General features: G+C 67.7%; 14 protein-coding genes. 10 read left to right on the top strand and 4 right to left on the bottom strand.

Going from position 1 to position 15,905, the window contains the following annotated elements; translation table 11 throughout:
• The 3 genes from ELR45_RS01470 to ELR45_RS01460 all read left to right on the top strand — a co-directional run.
• Positions 1–566 (top strand): sugar phosphate isomerase/epimerase family protein (locus ELR45_RS01470; protein ID WP_165367371.1); only part of this gene is annotated, 566 nt, incomplete at its 5' end.
• Positions 567–653: 87 nt separating this feature from the next.
• Entirely contained in the window at positions 654–965 is a 312-nt protein-coding gene (locus ELR45_RS01465) for a DUF6247 family protein (protein WP_129662847.1), read from the top strand.
• Complete coding sequence (locus tag ELR45_RS01460) at positions 966–1,220, top strand: hypothetical protein (protein ID WP_129662846.1); 255 nt, start codon at positions 966–968, stop codon at positions 1,218–1,220.
• A 537-nt stretch (positions 1,221–1,757) separates the two neighbouring features.
• Here the strand turns inward: ELR45_RS01460 and ELR45_RS01455 are convergent.
• Positions 1,758–3,734, bottom strand: a complete 1,977-nt coding sequence (locus tag ELR45_RS01455; RefSeq protein WP_129662844.1) for a DUF6807 family protein — start codon at positions 3,732–3,734, stop codon at positions 1,758–1,760.
• Complete coding sequence (locus tag ELR45_RS01450) at positions 3,734–5,323, bottom strand: glycoside hydrolase family 43 protein (protein WP_129662843.1); 1,590 nt, start codon at positions 5,321–5,323, stop codon at positions 3,734–3,736. The genes ELR45_RS01455 and ELR45_RS01450 overlap by 1 nt, the downstream gene beginning before the upstream one ends.
• 364 nt (positions 5,324–5,687) lie before the next feature.
• Between ELR45_RS01450 and ELR45_RS01445 the strand changes: the two genes are divergently transcribed.
• The 7 genes from ELR45_RS01445 to ELR45_RS01415 all read left to right on the top strand — a co-directional run bounded on the left by ELR45_RS01445 (position 5,688) and on the right by ELR45_RS01415 (position 12,968).
• Positions 5,688–6,605 (top strand): ABC transporter permease, encoded by a 918-nt coding sequence (locus tag ELR45_RS01445; protein ID WP_420813791.1) that lies wholly within the window; start codon positions 5,688–5,690, stop codon positions 6,603–6,605.
• A gap of 36 nt (positions 6,606–6,641) precedes the next feature.
• On the top strand, positions 6,642–7,319 hold the full coding sequence (locus ELR45_RS01440; protein ID WP_165367370.1) for a YesL family protein: 678 nt from the start codon (positions 6,642–6,644) through the stop codon (positions 7,317–7,319).
• Entirely contained in the window at positions 7,316–8,827 is a 1,512-nt protein-coding gene (locus ELR45_RS01435; protein WP_129662838.1) for an extracellular solute-binding protein, read from the top strand. Before ELR45_RS01440 ends, ELR45_RS01435 begins: the two co-directional genes overlap by 4 nt.
• 39 nt (positions 8,828–8,866) lie before the next feature.
• Positions 8,867–10,174, top strand: coding sequence for a glycoside hydrolase family 28 protein (locus ELR45_RS01430; protein WP_129662836.1), 1,308 nt, complete (start codon positions 8,867–8,869; stop codon positions 10,172–10,174).
• A complete protein-coding gene (locus ELR45_RS01425) occupies positions 10,167–10,655 on the top strand; it encodes a DUF4064 domain-containing protein (protein WP_129662834.1) in 489 nt (162 codons plus the stop codon). Before ELR45_RS01430 ends, ELR45_RS01425 begins: the two co-directional genes overlap by 8 nt.
• The gene (locus tag ELR45_RS01420) at positions 10,652–11,572 is read left to right on the top strand and encodes a carbohydrate ABC transporter permease (protein WP_129662832.1); all 921 of its coding nucleotides are present in this window, start codon (positions 10,652–10,654) and stop codon (positions 11,570–11,572) included. Before ELR45_RS01425 ends, ELR45_RS01420 begins: the two co-directional genes overlap by 4 nt.
• Positions 11,573–11,648: 76 nt before the next feature.
• Entirely contained in the window at positions 11,649–12,968 is a 1,320-nt protein-coding gene (locus tag ELR45_RS01415; RefSeq protein WP_205855671.1) for a pectate lyase family protein, read from the top strand.
• Between the two features lie 100 nt (positions 12,969–13,068).
• Here the strand turns inward: ELR45_RS01415 and ELR45_RS01410 are convergent, their stop codons facing one another.
• On the bottom strand, positions 13,069–15,483 hold the full coding sequence (locus tag ELR45_RS01410; RefSeq protein ID WP_129662831.1) for a glycoside hydrolase family 95 protein: 2,415 nt from the start codon (positions 15,481–15,483) through the stop codon (positions 13,069–13,071).
• Positions 15,480–15,905: hypothetical protein (locus ELR45_RS01405; RefSeq protein WP_165367369.1), on the bottom strand; the 426-nt coding region annotated here is incomplete at its 5' end. The genes ELR45_RS01410 and ELR45_RS01405, both read right to left, overlap by 4 nt.

The raw sequence follows: 15,905 nt of genomic DNA, 5'->3' as shown, positions 1-15,905 counted from the left end.
CCGAGCTCGGCTCGGACCAGCTCAACGGCGTGCCCTATGGCCTCTTCGGCCCACCGGGCGGGCCGTTCCCCCGGCAGTCCCTGCAGCGCTCGGCCCTACTGGTGGGCCAGATCGCCGACGAGGCACACGAGGCCGGCATCATGATGACCTTCGAGGTTCTCAACCGCTACGAGACCGCGGCGATCAACACCGCTGCACAAGCCCTGGACTACATCCGCCTGAGCGGCTCGGACCATCTGCGCATCCACCTCGACACCTTTCATATGGCTGTCGAGGAGGCCGACATGGCCGCCGCCATCCGCCTGGCGGCACCCAGGCTCGGCTATCTCGAATTCGGCCAGTCCGGCCGTGGCCCGCTGATGACCGGCGTGGTCGACATTCCCCGCATTGTCGCCACCGCGCTCGAGGCCGGCTACACCGGTCCGTTCGGCGTGGAAGCGTTCACCCGGGACGTCCTCACCTCGCAGGCCAGTTCAGCACTGGCCATCTGGCGCTCGCCCTATACCGACGGCACCGCCCTCGTCGCCGAGGCCGCCCGGCTGATCACCGACGCCGCAGGCGGCTGACGCCCGGCTGAACCCACATTCAGCTACTTTCGTTCACAAGGCCGCGCGATCCGTGGCATCGTCGGTGTGGCTGGCTATCATGACGTCATGACTGTCGGCGCTGAGTTCTACGGACAGCAGTATCCGCCGGAGGCGACGCCTCGGGCGATCCGAGCGGCGTTGTTGACTGAGGAGGCTGGCGACTTTGATCGTGAGTTTCGGCAGGCGATGGCGGAGGCTACCGAGACGCTGGATCTGACAGGCGTCCTTGCCTTGTTGCGGCGCTGGCAGCGCGTGGCGTGGTCGTCTCAAGACGATCGGGCACATCGACAGATGCTCCGAAATGCCGAGCAGCTCGCGTCGGGCGGCAACATCACCACAGAATCGTGGAACGTGACAAAGGCCAGGCTGGGCCTGTAAGTGTACGCGGTCGAGACCTACCCCGAGGCGCTGGAGCAGGTAGCCGCTCTACCGGAAGATGCCCTGAGCTCGTATGCCGAAATGATGGCGTTGCTCGAAGTCGCTCCCTGGAGTGGTGAAGCGTATAACCGTCAGCGACCCGAAGCGAACATGAGAACGCACGCGTTCGGAAAGCAAGGCGAGGGTGTCGTCATCTACATGATCCTCGAAGACCAACGCCGTGTGGTCGTGCTGCGTGTTCTATGGGTCGCTTGATTGGTCCCCGTAAGGTCAGTGCGATGAGGAGTGCCTCACCGGGACGATCGGGGCATGCTCGCGCGAACTAACCTCCGAGACCTGGATGCATGCCGTGAACCCGTGGTCTGTGGTGGAGGCAGAGACCTACAACCTGTACAAACAGCCTGTAGCTACACATGCGCACATGTCCTCTGTGTCACTGTACCTACGAGGCTCCTCGATAAGGGCACACGAATGCTCCCCGCGAACCTCACCGATGCCGCAGAGATAGCCCGCGCCGTCAACCAGGGCCGGGTCGCATCTGTGGGTGAGGATATGGATGCGGCGGTCGACCGAGGTCGGTTGGCCGGTGGACCAGCCGAGTAGTTCAGGTGTACGCACATGGCGGTCGTCGAGGCCGAGGGCAAACATCGAGGAAGCGCTCTACGGACCGAGCCACGAGGATAAGTTCAAGGGGCTCTGGGAGCATCGGGTGGTCGATCGGATGGCGAGGACGTCGGTTCCGTTACGCGAACTCCCGCAGGGTCGGTGCGCGCGGGAGCCGCATGCGGCCGGTCAGCCCTGTGTTCGGCTCCGTGCCGCCTGCAGCCGGCCGAGCGCGAGCCGGGCGACGTCGTCGGTGTCCGCCGCGTCCAGCGCTCGGTCTACGATCACCGCGACAAGCGACGTCCGCAGTTCCTCGTCGGCGGCAACGGTAGTGACAGAGTCCCAGGCCAGCGCCGGACCGACCCCGATGTAGTCGGACGCGCGCACGAACCAGGGCAGCGGATCCGGCTCGGGCTGCACGAGCACCAGGGTCGTCCACCCGTGGCTATGCCGTCGGCAGATCGCGACCCACGGCCCGCGCGAGCCGTGCGCGGCGGTTTCCCCTTCGGCGTCGGGCGAACGCACCACGGTCTCCATGTCGAGGGGGAGTCTCCAGAAGATCCCGCCGTACCCGGCACCCGGCCGTCCGTTGACGGCTGGGCTGCTGAACCTCAGCGGGTGACGGTCCGCGATCAGGCGGCTGGACCACGCGAGCGCCCACGAGTCGACCTCGGGCAGCAGCACCCCGGTGAGCGTGCGGTGCTCCAGCAGATGCTCGGCACCGCCGTGGTCGTACCAGCGCACGTCCTGCTCGAGGGTTGCGCCGTCGTCGGCTACCCGGACAGCGGTGCGGACCTGACGCCCGTGGTTCGCCAGGAGCGTCGGACCCTGGCCCGGTACGAAGGTGCGTCCGCCCCAGTAGGACGTCTCGTCGACGTCGGCGACGGTGAGCGAGACTCCGTATTGGTGGCGGTGGTCGACCGGGCTCACTTCCGTCATGGGCCGGTTGCGCAGCGAGTGCACCGGATCGAGGTAGGGGCGCGGGCTGTGGACCGCGGGCATGTTCTCGCCCGATGCGGCCCGGGCGAGCGGCGTGTCCAGGACCCACAGCGTGGGGTCGCCGTCGGTGCGCCATACTGCGCGGACACTGCCGGCGGCGACCGCGGGGCTGAGCCCGGCAGTGCCCGATGACGAGATCGGCAGACGGCGCGCCGGTGGCACCGGGCCAGTGCTCGAACGCACGACCAGCGTGGCCGGTACCTGCTCGCGCGGAGCCTCGCCCCGGTGGCCGTCGTGCGCGTTCATCCGTGCCTCGACGAGCTCCCAGACGCGGCGGCCGATCTGCCGTTGCGGCACGGACGCGGTGGTCAGCGGCGGCGTCGCGAACCGGCCGATCTCGATGTCGTCGAACCCGACGACGGAGATATCGCCCGGGACGGCGACGCCGGTCTCGTTCAGCCGTCCCATGAGCCCGTAGGCGACGAGGTCGTTATAGGCGACCGCCGCCGACGCTCCGGAGTCCAGCACCTCCTCGGCGACGCTGTAGCCGGCGTCGATGGACGACCCGCCGGCGACGGTTGCGACGGTGACGCCGCGCCGCCCAGCGATGGTGCGCAGCCGCGCGAACCGCTCCTCGTTCGACACGCTGGCCTGAGGACCGGACACGTACACGAGCTCTCGGTGGCCCAGCGAGACCAGGTGCTCGATGATGGCGCGGATGCCGCCGGCGTAGTCGATGGCGATCTGCGGGACGCCCGGGACGCCGACCCGGCGGTTGACGACGACGGCGGGCCGTACCTGTGGCAGCAGCGCGTCGAGCTCGGCGTCGGGCATCCGTGGTGCGACGAGCGCGAGCGCGTCGCAGCGCGACCTGGCCTCGAGGGCGATCTTCGCCTCGTCCTGCGGGCGCTCGCGGGTCTCCGTGATGAGCACACGGTAGCCGTGCTCGTCCGCCCCCGACATGGCTCCGCGCAGGATCTCATGGAAGTACGGGTTACCGATGTCGGGCACGACGACCGCGAGGGTCTCGCTGCGTCCGAGCGACAGGCTCCGCGCCAGGCTGCTGGGTCGGTACTGGAGCTTGTCGGCCGCGGCCAAGACACGCTCGACGATCGCCGGGGCGACGGTCGAACGCCCGTTCATGACCCGCGACACCGTCGAGCGCGACACACCCGCGGCCTGCGCGACCTGGGCGATCGTCGCGCCCTCCTTGAAGCTGCGGGCCATCACCAGATCCTGTGCGTCTCGGGCCCGGTCGCGGTGACCGGACCGAAGGTGGCGACCTCGTCAGGCCCGGCCGGTGCGCCGAAAGGTGCGACGCCGAACAGCCCGACCTCCGCGCCGATCCAGTACCCCGCGGCGGCCTGGTACGTGTCGTCGAGCATGCTCCACTCGGTCGCACCGGGTGCCCGCCAGGAGAACATGGCAGTCCCGGCATCGTCGATCTCCACCCGCAGCTCGACGCGTGCCTCGGCAGTGACGCCGTCGGCGACGAGGGCTGCCGCACCGCCCTCCTCGACGCCACGGCCGGCGGAGCGCCGGCATACGACCTCAGCGCCGGCCGGGGTGCGGGTTAGCCCCGCCCACGCGTACTCGCGGCCCAGCACGACGACACCGGCGCGGGCGCCGGGTACGCCGCCGTCGAGTCGCAGCGTCGTCGTCCACGTGCTCGACCGGCCGGGCAGGCGTTGGCCGAGGATCTGCCCCAGGGTGCGCAGGTCGCCGCGGTCCTCCGGCAGCAGGCGTAACCGGAGCGCGCCGTCGCCGGTGGAGTGCAGCCAGGACCCGTGCGGGTTCGACTGCCAGTGCCACACTGGTCGCGGCGTGGGCGTGTCGAACCTGTCCGAGCAGGCGAGGTCTGAGCAGCCGAGGGTGGGGCCGTCGGGCGGCGGAGCGGCGGAGTACTCGGCCGACGCCACGGGACGGCCCGATCCCGGGGTGGCCGCTATCGGATCGCCGATGCGCGGCCACCCGTCGTCTGCCCACGTCATCGGCTGCAGGTGCACGACCCGGCCGAAGACGCCGCGGTCCTGGAAGTGACAGAACCAGTGCTTGCCGTCTTCGGCCTCGACCCACGCGCCCTGGTGGGGCCCGTTGACCGCTGTGCCGCCCTGCTCCAGAACGACACGGTGCTCGTATGGGCCGTAGACGTCGCGCGAGCGGAAGGCGTACTGCCAACCGGTGGCCACGCCGCCGGCGGGTGCGAAGATCCAGTACCAGCCGTCACGCTTGTACAGCTTGGGGCCCTCGAGCGTGCGGCAGCCGGGCAGCTCGTCGCCGTCGACGACGGTGCGGGGCTCCCCGACGACCCGCTCGAGCCGGGGGTCGACCTCGACCACCGTGAGCCGGTTCGCCACGCCGCTGCGGCTGCGGGCCCAGCCGTGCACCACGTAGGCGCGGCCGTCGTCGTCCCACAGTGGGCACGGGTCGATGATGCCGCGGCCGGGCAGCAGAAGGTGTGGCGCGCTCCAGGGGCCGGCCGCATCTGTCGCCCATGTGACGTAAACGCCGTGGTCTGGGTCCGGGTATACGACGACGAACCACTCGTCGTGGTGGCGGATGCTGGGCGCCCACACGCCCGAGCCGTGCCGGGGCAGCGCGTAGTGCTCTGCCGGGGGTAACGCCGCCAGCGCGTGGCCGGCGAAGCGCCAGTGCACGAGATCGCGTGAGGTCAGAATGGGCAGTCCGGGCACCCGGTTGAAGCTGGAGGCCACCAGGTAGTACTCCGCCCCGACGCGGATCACGTCAGGGTCGGGCCAATCGGCGTCGAGGACGGGGTTCGTGTAGATCGGCATCGTCGTCTTCCGTGTCGCCATGGGGAACCGATTCCCCGACATACTAGCGCCTGAGTACAGAGACCGGTTCTCTATCAGCACACTACGACTATGCCGTCGGCTTCGACCTGGCCTAGCGGGTGTCGGTGTATTGCGAGGCTGCCGGTTGGCTACGATCTGGGAATCGGTTCCCGAACTCTTGTGGTCGATGCGAGGCCATGTTAGCGTTCACGGCCAGAAAGCGGTTCCTCAGATCGTTGGAGAGGGACGCCCGACCTCAAGGAAGAGATGGGACGCCGATGGTAGTGCGAACGCCGACGACCGCACGGTGGCACCGGTGAGCACGGCGACTCCGGCGTCGCCTGCGCAGCAGGACCGCCCTGCAGAGGATGCGTCCGCTTCAGGCATCCCGCGGCGCTCGCGGAGCACGTGGGCCAACGTGTGGAGGCGCCGGACGCTGTACTTGATGATCCTGCCAGGTGCGGTCTACTTCCTGATATTCAAATACCTGCCCATGGGCGGCTTGGCAATCGCTTTCCAGGATTACCGGCCGTTCCTGGGGTTCAGCGGCAGCGAGTGGGTCGGATTCGACCACTTCGTTCGACTGTTCACTGAGGACACGTTCTTCCTCCTGCTGCGCAACACCCTGACGATCTCGTTCCTGCTGCTGCTCTTCGCGTTCCCGGTGCCGATCATCCTGTCGCTGCTGATCAACGAGGTGCGGCTGAGGTTCTTCAAACGGTCGGTGCAGACGATCATCTATCTGCCGCACTTCATGTCGTGGGTCATCATCGTCTCGCTGTTCTACGTGATGCTCACAACCGACGGCGGCAGCATCAACAACGTGATCGAGGCGGCGGGCGGCGAGCCGATCTCCTTCCTCACCGACCCAGCGTGGCTGCGGCCGATGTACGTCATGCAAGAGATCTGGCGCAATGCCGGCTGGGGCACGATCATCTACCTCGCCGCGATCACGACAGTGGACACCCAGCTCTACGAGTCGGCCGCGATCGACGGCGCCGGACGCCTGCGCCAGGCCTGGCACATCACGCTCCCGGCGATCCGCCCGACGATCATCGTGCTGCTCATCCTGAACATCGGCGACTTCCTGGAGCTCGGGTTCGAGCACATGTTCCTCGTGATGAACTCCCTGAACCGCGAGGTCGGCGAGATCTTCGACACCTATGTGTACAACACGGGCATCGTCAACGGGCAGTTCAGCTACGCCGCCGCGGTCGGCATGTTCAAGGGGATCGTCGGACTGATCCTGGTGGTTCTCGCCAACCGCCTCGCCAGACGCTTCGGAGAGGAGGGCGTCTACTAGCCGGACCCGATGCCGGGACGCTGTGGACGATACGCGATGTTCTCCTTCGAAACCTTCGTACGGATCAACTCGTTCCTGGCGAACGGGTTCCGACTGATGTACCTCAATCTGCTCTGGCTGGTCACGACGGCGATCGGCCTGGTGCTGTTCGGAGCAGGGCCGGCGTCGTACGCCCTCGCGAAATACGTCGACCGGTGGTTCCGGCACGGCGAGCAGCCACCGATGACGCGCACGTTCCTCGCCTACGTGCGTGAGCGGTACTGGCGCTCGACCGTGGTGGGCTGGATCTACCTCGGCGCGGGCACGGTCATCGTGACGAACGTCTTCGCCGGTTGGAACTGGTATGTCCAGATGCTCAACGTCTTCGCGCTCGTCGCGTTCACCGTCTCCCTGTTCTACGTCTTCTCGGTGATGGCCGCGCTCGAGCTACGCACCATCCGCGACACCATCGCGGCCTCCCTGCTCATCGGGTTCGGCTCACTGCACTGGACCGTCATCGGCGGCACCGCGGTCTTCGCGCTGACGTTCCTGATGTCTCAGCAGGCGTTGCCCCTGCTCATCCTGTTCGGGGTCGCCATACCGGCGGCCGCCGCGGGGCTGATCACCCGCGTCGTCTACCGCGACCTCGAACCCACTGCAAGTCAATGGCGAAATTCACCGGGCAACGACGCACGTAGTCCAGCATTCACCGTCATGAGAGGAAGCACACCATGAGAAGGATTCACCACCCGGCGATCGCCGGGACGGCGGCGCTCACCCTGGCGCTCGCCGCGTGCGGCAGTGGCGACGACGGCGACGGCGGAGGCGAAGGTGCCGGGAAGGACACCATCAGCTGGATGAGCGTGGTGCACACGCCGACAACCCCGGAAACGGACGGTGTCATCGAGTCCGCGTTGCAGGACTACACGGGCAAAGAGATCGAGTTCCAGTGGGTGCCTGCGGCCAACGCCGATGAGAAGATCAACTCGGCCCTGGCCTCCGACTCGCTGCCCGACCTGGTCGACTTGGGCAACATCACGAACACGACCGTGCGCCAGGCGATGACGCAGGGGCAGTTCTGGGAGGTGGAGGAGTTTCTCTCCGAGTTCGACAACCTGTCGCAGATCTCGCCGGAGACCATCGAGTCAGCGAAGATCAACGGCACCCTGTACGGCGTTCCGAAACAGAAGCCCATGGCGCGTTATGGGGTGCTGGTGCGCCAGGACTGGCTGGATAACCTCGGGCTGGATGTGCCGCACACCATCGAGGACCTGACCGAGGTGGCGATCGCGTTCGCCGAGGATGACCCGGACGGCAACGGCGAGGACGACACCACCGGGTTCTATGACCGCGAGGAGTCCTTCCAGCTGGGCTTCCGGTCGCTCGCCGGATACTTCGGGGCCGGCCAGCGGTTCGAGGTGAACGACGCCGGCGAGGTGATCCCGTCCTTCACCACGGACGCGTGGAAGGAGGCGATGGAGTGGTACCGAGGTCTGTATGAAAAGGGCGCGATCAACAAGGAGTTCGTCACCCTGCAGAAGCAGAACCAGTACGACGGCATCTACCAGGGCAAGGGCGGCATCGTCGTCACCGGCCTGTTCGAGGCGAGGGGCTTCTACGAGGGCGGGCTCGCCGCCGACCCGGACACCACCATGGACTGGGCCCTGATCAACGACATGACCTACGAAGACGTCCCGCGCCGGATCCTGACCGACACCAACGGCGGCATGGGCGGCTGGTACGCGATCCCGCGCTCGACCGTAGAGACGGAGGATGAAGTGCGCGAGGTGCTCGGCTTCGTCGACTCTCTGCTGGACGAAGAGCCGTTCACCCTGATGACCAACGGTATCGAGGATGAGCACTTCGAGTTCGACGACGACGGCGTGGTCTCCATCCTGGACCAGACGAAGTGGGAGCAGGAGGTCCAGCCGTTCAGCTCCTCGCGACCGTCGGATCTGGTGATCACGTTCCCATCGGCGCAGCCGTACGTCGACCTCGGCAACGAGCTGATGGAGGAGAACGCCGAACACGCGGTGCTGAACCCGGCGCAGTCGCTGACATCGGAGACCTTCGACTCCCGGTGGTCGGTCATCGAGCAGCAGGCCAACGACGCCTACAACCAGTACATGATGGGCCAGATCGACATGGAGCAGTACGAGGCCACGATCGACGCCCTCGGCGGCGAGGGCCTGGACCAGATCGTCGCGGAGTTCACCGAGGCCTACGACGAAGCCAACGGCTGACGGAAAGGGCATCGGACCGGAGCACCCGAGGGAGACCCAGTGCAGGACATCCGAGATTTCGGCGCGCGGGCGGACACGGATTCCACGAAGGCGATCCAGGCGGCGATCGACGCGGCGGCAGACGAGGGCGGCGGCACCGTCATCGTGCCCTCAGGCCGGTACCCGACCGGTGGGCTACGCCTGCGTTCGTACGTCGAGCTTCACCTGGAGGCGGGCGCACATCTGCGGTTCGTCTCCGACCCCGACGCCTATCCCGCTGTCGACGCGCGCTGGGAGGGTGCGGCCGCCCGGGCCCATCAGCCGTGTCTCTACGCGGCCGGCGAGACCGGCGTCGCCATCACTGGGTTCGGCACCATCGACGGGCAGGGACGGCCGTGGTGGGACGCCTTGCGTAGCGATCGTGGCGCGCTCGCGTACCCCCGGCCGACCCTGATCGGCGTGCATGAGTGTCGCCAGGTGACGATCCGCGACGTGACGTTGCGCGACTCACCGAGCTGGACCGTGCACCCCCTGCTGTGTGACGACGTCACGATCACGGGCATCAGGATCGTCAACCCCGAGGACTCACCCAACACCGACGGGATCAACCCCGAGTCGTGCCGCAACGTGCGCATCAGTGACTGCCACATCGACGTCGGCGACGACTGCATCGCCATCAAGGCCGGCACCGAGCGGGCGCCCGAGAAGGTGCCCTGCGAGAACATCGTGATCACCGGTTGCACTATGGTGCACGGGCACGGCGGCGTGGTCATCGGCTCGGAGATGAGCGGCGGCGTGCGCAACGTCGTCGTGAGCGACTGCGTGTTCCAGGGCACCGACCGCGGCATCCGGCTGAAGTCGCGGCGCGGGCGTGGCGGCGTCGTGGAGGACGTCCGGGTGACGAACGTGATCATGGACGGCGTCCTGTGCCCTCTGGTGGTGAACGCGTACTACTTCTGTGGCCCCGGCGGAAAGGAACCCGTGGTCACCGACCGCTCTCCGCAGCCGGTAGACGCCTCGACGCCGCTGTTCCGGCGGATCCACCTCGCGCACGTCACGGCTCGCAACGTGCACGCCGCTGTGGGTTTCGTCGCCGGCCTGCCGGAGCAACCGGTCGCGGAGCTCACGCTGGACGACGTCGCGGTCTCGTTCGCCGCCGACGCGGTGCCGGGGCAGCCGGCGATGGCGACGGGCGTCGACGACGTCGCTCTGGCGGGCCTGCAGGTCAGTTATGTCCGGAACCTCGACCTCTCCCGCGTACGGATCGACGGCTGCAACGAACCCGGCATCCGGCTTGAGCACGGCGACGCCGTGCGCTACCACGACGTGCGGGTGAATGGTCACGACGTGAAGGTGGGCCGTGAGTAGCACGACACGTACCGAGGCGCCGCCGCGGCGGACCGGCGAGATCGTGGCCGCCTGCATCGGCTTAGTGCTATCCGGGCTCTTCCTCGGTGGGTTCGCCGTCGTCGTCAACGGTGCGGACGAGCAGGCGTTCCTCGCCGACATCTACCCGGCCATGACGTCCGCCGGGATCGAGGTCGCGAACCCTCGAGCCCCAGCCCACGCCGCCCAGGGGGACGAGGCGTACCGGGCCGCCCGGACCCTGGCCGGGTGGTTCGGTTTCACCCTGCTGGGTGTCCTGGCCACGAACGCCGTGGGGATCTTCCTCGCGCGTCGTCGTCCCCGGCGACGTATCGCCGGCTGGTGGTTCCTCGCCGCAGGCCTGGTCTGCCTGATCGGCAGCCAGCTGATCCTGTATCCGGTCGCCTTCCTGTTCTTCCTCGCCGCGGGCATGTTCGCGGTGCGGAAGATCCCGCAGCCCGAATCGATAGGAGCGCCCGAATGAGCACGAACGCCACGGCCCGCGGCCCTGCGCGGATCAGCCGCGGCCGCCGCAGCCGCACCACGGCGGGACGCAGGGTGTTCCACGTGATCAACGCCATCGTGCTCGGCGGGTTCACCCTGATCTGCCTGCTGCCGTTCCTCAACGTCATCGGGAGCTCGTTCGCCACGCCGGGTGAGCTGACGAGCCGGGCGTTCATCATCATCCCGGAGACGTTCTCGACGGACGCGTACAGGTACATCTTCTCCACGCCGACGATCGCCCGGGCCATGGGAGTCTCGGTCTTCGTCACCGCCGTCGGCACCTTCATCAGCCTGGTCCTGACCTCGCTCATGGCCTACGGGCTGTCGAAGCCCGGCCTGCCCGGGCGGCGGGTGCTCAACTTCCTCGTCATCTTCACGATGTTGTTCAGCGGCGGCATGATCCCCACGTTCCTCGTCGTCGATGCGGTGGGGCTGATCGACTCGCTGTGGGCGCTGATCCTGCCTGTGTCGATCAATGCGTTCAACTTCGTCATCATGCGCAACTTCTTCCAGGGCATCCCGGACAGCCTGGAGGAGGCCGCCCGGATCGACGGCTGCTCCGACTTCGGCGTGTTCTGGCGCATCGTCCTGCCCCTGTCGACGGCGTCGATCGCCACGATCGGCCTGTTCTACGCCGTGGCGTACTGGAACACGTACCAGCACGCCATCCTCTACATCAACGACTCGGAGAAGTGGCCGATCCAGGTGCTGCTGCGCCAGATCGTCATCGTGTCCAGCGGGTTGAACGCGGACGCGAACGTCGTCGACATCGTCCCGCCCGCACAGTCGGTCAGGATGGCGGTGATCGTCGTCGCCACACTGCCGATGCTGCTGCTCTACCCGTTCATCCAGCGCTACTTCGTCAAGGGCGCGCTGCTCGGCTCGGTTAAGGGGTGAGCGGGGCTGCATACGCCGGCCGGGCGAGCTGTGTCCGGACGGAACCATTCCCCACTATCGCAAGGAGGACATGCGGATGAGAAAGCTGACAATGGTGTCGGCGGTGGGCCTGCTCGTCGCTGGGAGCCTGACCGTGTCGGGTGCGTCCCACGGCTCGACCGACGCGGAACGGTCGGGCGATCGCGATCGCGGACGGGAGGTGCTCGCGCCGGACGACGGGTGGGCGGCCGCCGAGGGCGGCACCACCGGGGGCGCGGAGGCGGCGTCCGAGCACGTCTACACCGTGCGGACGCAGGCCGAACTCAGGGAAGCAGTTCAGGGCGATCATCCGAAGATCGTCTACGTCGAGGGCGACATCGATGCGATGACCGACGACGAGGGGAATGCGCTTGCCTGCAACGACTTCAACGATCCGGACTATGACTTTGACGCCTACCTCGAGGCCTACGACCCCGTGCATTGGGACGGTCGGGCCGAGGGTCCGCTGGAAGACGCGCGGCGGCGGTCTGCGAATAGCCATGCTGGACACATCCGGGTCGAGATCGGGTCTAACACGACCGTGATCGGCCTAGGTTCCGCGTCCGTGACGAACGCGGCCTTCCGGCTGGAGAGCGTCGACAACGTGATCATCCGCAACCTGGGGATCCACGACGCTTACGACTGCTTCCCGCAGTGGCGAGGCAGCGACTGGGACGCGCAGTACGACAACATCGAGATCTCCAGGTCCACGCATGTCTGGATAGACCACGTCACCCTCACCAACGGGGATACCGTGGACAGCGACGAACCGCACTACCTGGGTGCGATCTACGACCGGCACGACGGCTTGCTGGACATCGCCCGGGAGAGCGACCTGGTCACCGTCTCCTGGAGTGTCCTTGCCGATCACGACAAGTCGTTGCTCTGGGGCAACGGCGACAACCGGCCCGAAGACCGGGGCAAATTGCGGATCACCCTGCACCACAACCACCTGGTCAACCTGACTCAGCGCGCTCCGCGGGTCCGCTACGGGCAGGTGCACGTCTACAACAACCTGTACACGCATGAGGCGGACTCGGACTACCCGTACGGCTACTCGTGGGGTGTAGGCGTCGAGTCGGCGATCTATGCGGAGAACAACTTCTTCCGGCTTTCCGACGGCATCACGTCCGACCGCATCATTCATCAGTGGGGTGGGACCGCGATCCACGAGTCCGGCACTGTGGTCAACGGTCGTGACACGGACGTGCTTGCCGCCTTCAACGACGCCAACGAACCTGACCTCGCCAGCGACGTCGGCTGGGAGCCGGAACTGCACGGCACTATCCACCCGACCCGCGCTGTGCCGGGGCTCGTCCGCTCCGGCGCGGGCGCCGGCAAGCTGCGCGCAGTCCGTCCGGGTTCCGACGTGAGGTGAACCACCGGTCGGGACGATGAAGGATCGGTGACCCACCGGTCCTTCATCCCCGTGCCTGGCGCTTGGAACCGCCGCTGGTGCGGTAGGCGCCGCAGAAGGTCTACAAGGAGCGGACGGCGCCGTCCGGCCGCCACGTCCACGGCGTGCCGGCCCGCAGCGAGCAGTCGACCTGATCGCCGTCGTGCTCGATCACGATGTCGCAGTCCTGCCTAGCCAGCAATCGCGCACGTTGCAGGCGTCCGTACGCCCAGTCGAGGTCGACCTCGACGCCCGGCCGGGCCACCAGGCCACGCACGGATCCGGTATGCAGCCGCAGAGGCAGGCTGGGGAGCAACACGATGGTCTCGCCGTGGCTGTGCAGCAGGGCCTCGGTAAGAGCCCCGACGAAACCGAGGTTGCCGTCGATCTGGAATGGAGGGTGTGCGGCGAAGAAGTTCGGATATAGCCCGCCCCGTTCGCCGGTCTCGGTGTCGCCGGCAGGCCGGAACACCAGCTCCAACAGGTCCTCGACCTTCTCCGGCTGCCCGAGCCGGGCCCGCAAGGCCATCTTCCACATCAGTGACCACCCGGTCGAGTCGTCTCCGCGATCGTCGAGGCTTGCGCTGACCCCGGAGCGGAGCTCGGAATCCGTCGGCGTGCGGCCGGGGAATGCGAAGTACAGGTGGGAAAGGTGCCGGTGCCCCTGGGACGCCTGGGGCGGGTCGTCGGCCCACTCCTTGATCATGCCGCCGACGCCGACGGAAGGACCGGGAATCCGATCGGCGATTTCGCGTGCCGTCTCTACGACGGGATCTGAGCACTCGCCGAGACGTCGCGCCAGCAGGTCCAGCGACCGGAACAGCTCAGCGATCAGAGAGAGATCCATCGTCGAGGAGATGCCGGCCGAGTACTGGCCGTCAGCGGCGAGGAAGTCATTCTCCGGCGACGTCGACGGGAGCGTGGCGATCTGACCGTCCACCTCCTCGACCCAGTCCAGGTAGAACTCCGCGGCCGAGCGGACGAGTGGCCAGGCCCGCCGAGCGACGGCGTCTGCGTCGGTGCCGAACTCGATGCGCTCTATCATGTGACGCAGCAACCACGGCCCGGCCATCGGCCAGAAGCTCCAGCGCGGGGGATGGAGCCCAAGCCCTTCGGGTTGTGCGTATGCCCAGGCGTCGGTGTTGTGGTGGGCCACCCAACCGCGGGCCTGGTACAGGTCCCTGGCTACCTGACTGCCTGTGCGGGACAGCGCCTCGAGCAGGTCGAACAGTGGTTCGGAGCATTCGGCGAGGTTGGCGGTCTCTGCGCCCCAGTAGTTCATCTCCAGATTGATGTTGGTCGTGTACTTGGAACTCCACGGCGGCAGCAGCTGGGCGTTCCAGAGGCCTTGCAGGTTCGCCGGCAGCCGGGCGCCGTGCGAGCTCGTGATCAACAGGTAGCGCCCGTAGTGGAAGAGCAGCGAAACCAGATCGGGAGCGTGCTCGAGCACCCCGCCGGGTCGCGCACCCGCGTCGAGCAGCCGCTCGTGCGGCGGAGTACCCACTTCGGTGTGGTGAAGAGAACCGCCGAGATCGATCTCGGTCCGGTCGTAGATCAGACGGTGGTCTGCCACGTGCCGACGTGACAGCTCGTCGAACGGAGTAGTGGCCACGGCGGCGAGCGTTGCCCGCGCCTGCTGAGCGGCGTCGTCCTCGTCGCCGGTTGGTGGCACGCCAATGCCGGCGAATGTCGTCGACGCTGCCAGAATCAGGGCGATCGAACCGAGCCCGTCGACGGTGATCGAGTCCGCCGACCGGTCTGCATCGACGTGCGGCTGTTGACCGGCTCGGTCGGCGTGTGGTGGGAGGGGCCGCATGACAACCGCCCCACGCAGGGAATGTCCGGCGCGCTCGTCGTATTCGATGACGGATTCGCGGGTGCCGGGATGGCGGCAGATGTCGGATGGCATCGCCACGCACAACTCTGCGTGCCCGGAAGCAGCCGGAGCGGCGACAGTGCGCAGCTGCGAGGCCAGCCCCGCTCGGACACGCAGCGGCTGCGCGGGGTCGCAGTCCACACAGATCGCCAGAACCTGATCCGGCCGGGAGACAAAGGTCCGGATCCGGACGGTGGCCTCGTGTAGCTGGTAGGTCAGCGTGTGGCTCGCGCTGCGCAGGTCGAGTTCGCGGCGTACTTCGACAGCGGGAATATGAGCGCCGATGGCCGGGAGCTGGATGTCGAGCCGGAGGTCGGCGAGGGGGAGGTAGGTCTGCGCGAAACGGTGCTGAACTGTCTTGAGCCGTTGCTCCGCCTCGGCAAAGTCGCCGGCGCGCAGGGCGCGGCGGGCGTCGCCAAGTGCCTCGGCGGCCGCCGGGGCGGACACTCGTGGTTCACGCGTGTTACTCGCCGGAGATCCCGACCACGCGGTCTCGTGGTTGATCTGGATCAGCTCCTGACCGGGGCGCCCGAACACCATCGCACCGAGGCTTCCGTTGCCTAGAGGGAGGGCCTCGGTCCAGGTCCGGGCGTGCTCGCGAGACCAGAGAAGGTGACTCATGCTGAGCCGCCCACCGCGAGGCCGAGCGCGGCTGAGGAGTGACCGGTGCGATAGGCGCCGCAGAAGGTCCACCGGGGGTCGAACGTCTCCCCGAAGCCCTGGCCCCGTGCGGTCACGGTGCCGTCCGGGCCGACGTGCAGGCGCAGGCGGACGACCGCGAGCTCGTCGTCGACGACCCAGCACACGACGTCGAGCGTGCGCGGCGCCGGCCAGCCCGCGGTGACGACGGCGGGCCGCGCCGTCGGGCCGAACGCCTGCGGCGTCGGGGTGCCGCACACGAGGTCCAGCGACCAGTCGTCCGACGGCGAGCGGACCGTCCCGCCGTCGGCGCTCACGTCGAGCTCGAGATCGCCCGGCCAGGCGCCGTCGACGCACGCGGCGAACCGCCCGGTGGTCGGCCTCGCGTGCGCGGCGTCGTGCAC

Source organism: Phytoactinopolyspora endophytica (genome assembly GCF_004138495.1).
GTDB lineage: Bacteria > Actinomycetota > Actinomycetes > Jiangellales > Jiangellaceae > Phytoactinopolyspora > Phytoactinopolyspora endophytica.
Note: the sequence above shows the minus strand (reverse complement) of the source record. Positions and strands in the feature narration are given on the sequence as shown.

Coding starts and splice junctions, on each gene's coding strand:
- ELR45_RS01455 (WP_129662844.1), bottom strand. CDS start 3,734: ATGGCCCGCAGCTTCAAGGAGGGCGCGACGATCGCCCAGGTCGCGCAG.
- ELR45_RS01440 (WP_165367370.1), top strand. CDS start 6,642: ATGTTCTCCTTCGAAACCTTCGTACGGATCAACTCGTTCCTGGCGAAC.
- ELR45_RS01465 (WP_129662847.1), top strand. CDS start 654: ATGACTGTCGGCGCTGAGTTCTACGGACAGCAGTATCCGCCGGAGGCG.
- ELR45_RS01410 (WP_129662831.1), bottom strand. CDS start 15,483: ATGAGTCACCTTCTCTGGTCTCGCGAGCACGCCCGGACCTGGACCGAG.
- ELR45_RS01415 (WP_205855671.1), top strand. CDS start 11,649: ATGAGAAAGCTGACAATGGTGTCGGCGGTGGGCCTGCTCGTCGCTGGG.
- ELR45_RS01435 (WP_129662838.1), top strand. CDS start 7,316: ATGAGAAGGATTCACCACCCGGCGATCGCCGGGACGGCGGCGCTCACC.
- ELR45_RS01420 (WP_129662832.1), top strand. CDS start 10,652: ATGAGCACGAACGCCACGGCCCGCGGCCCTGCGCGGATCAGCCGCGGC.
- ELR45_RS01450 (WP_129662843.1), bottom strand. CDS start 5,323: ATGGCGACACGGAAGACGACGATGCCGATCTACACGAACCCCGTCCTC.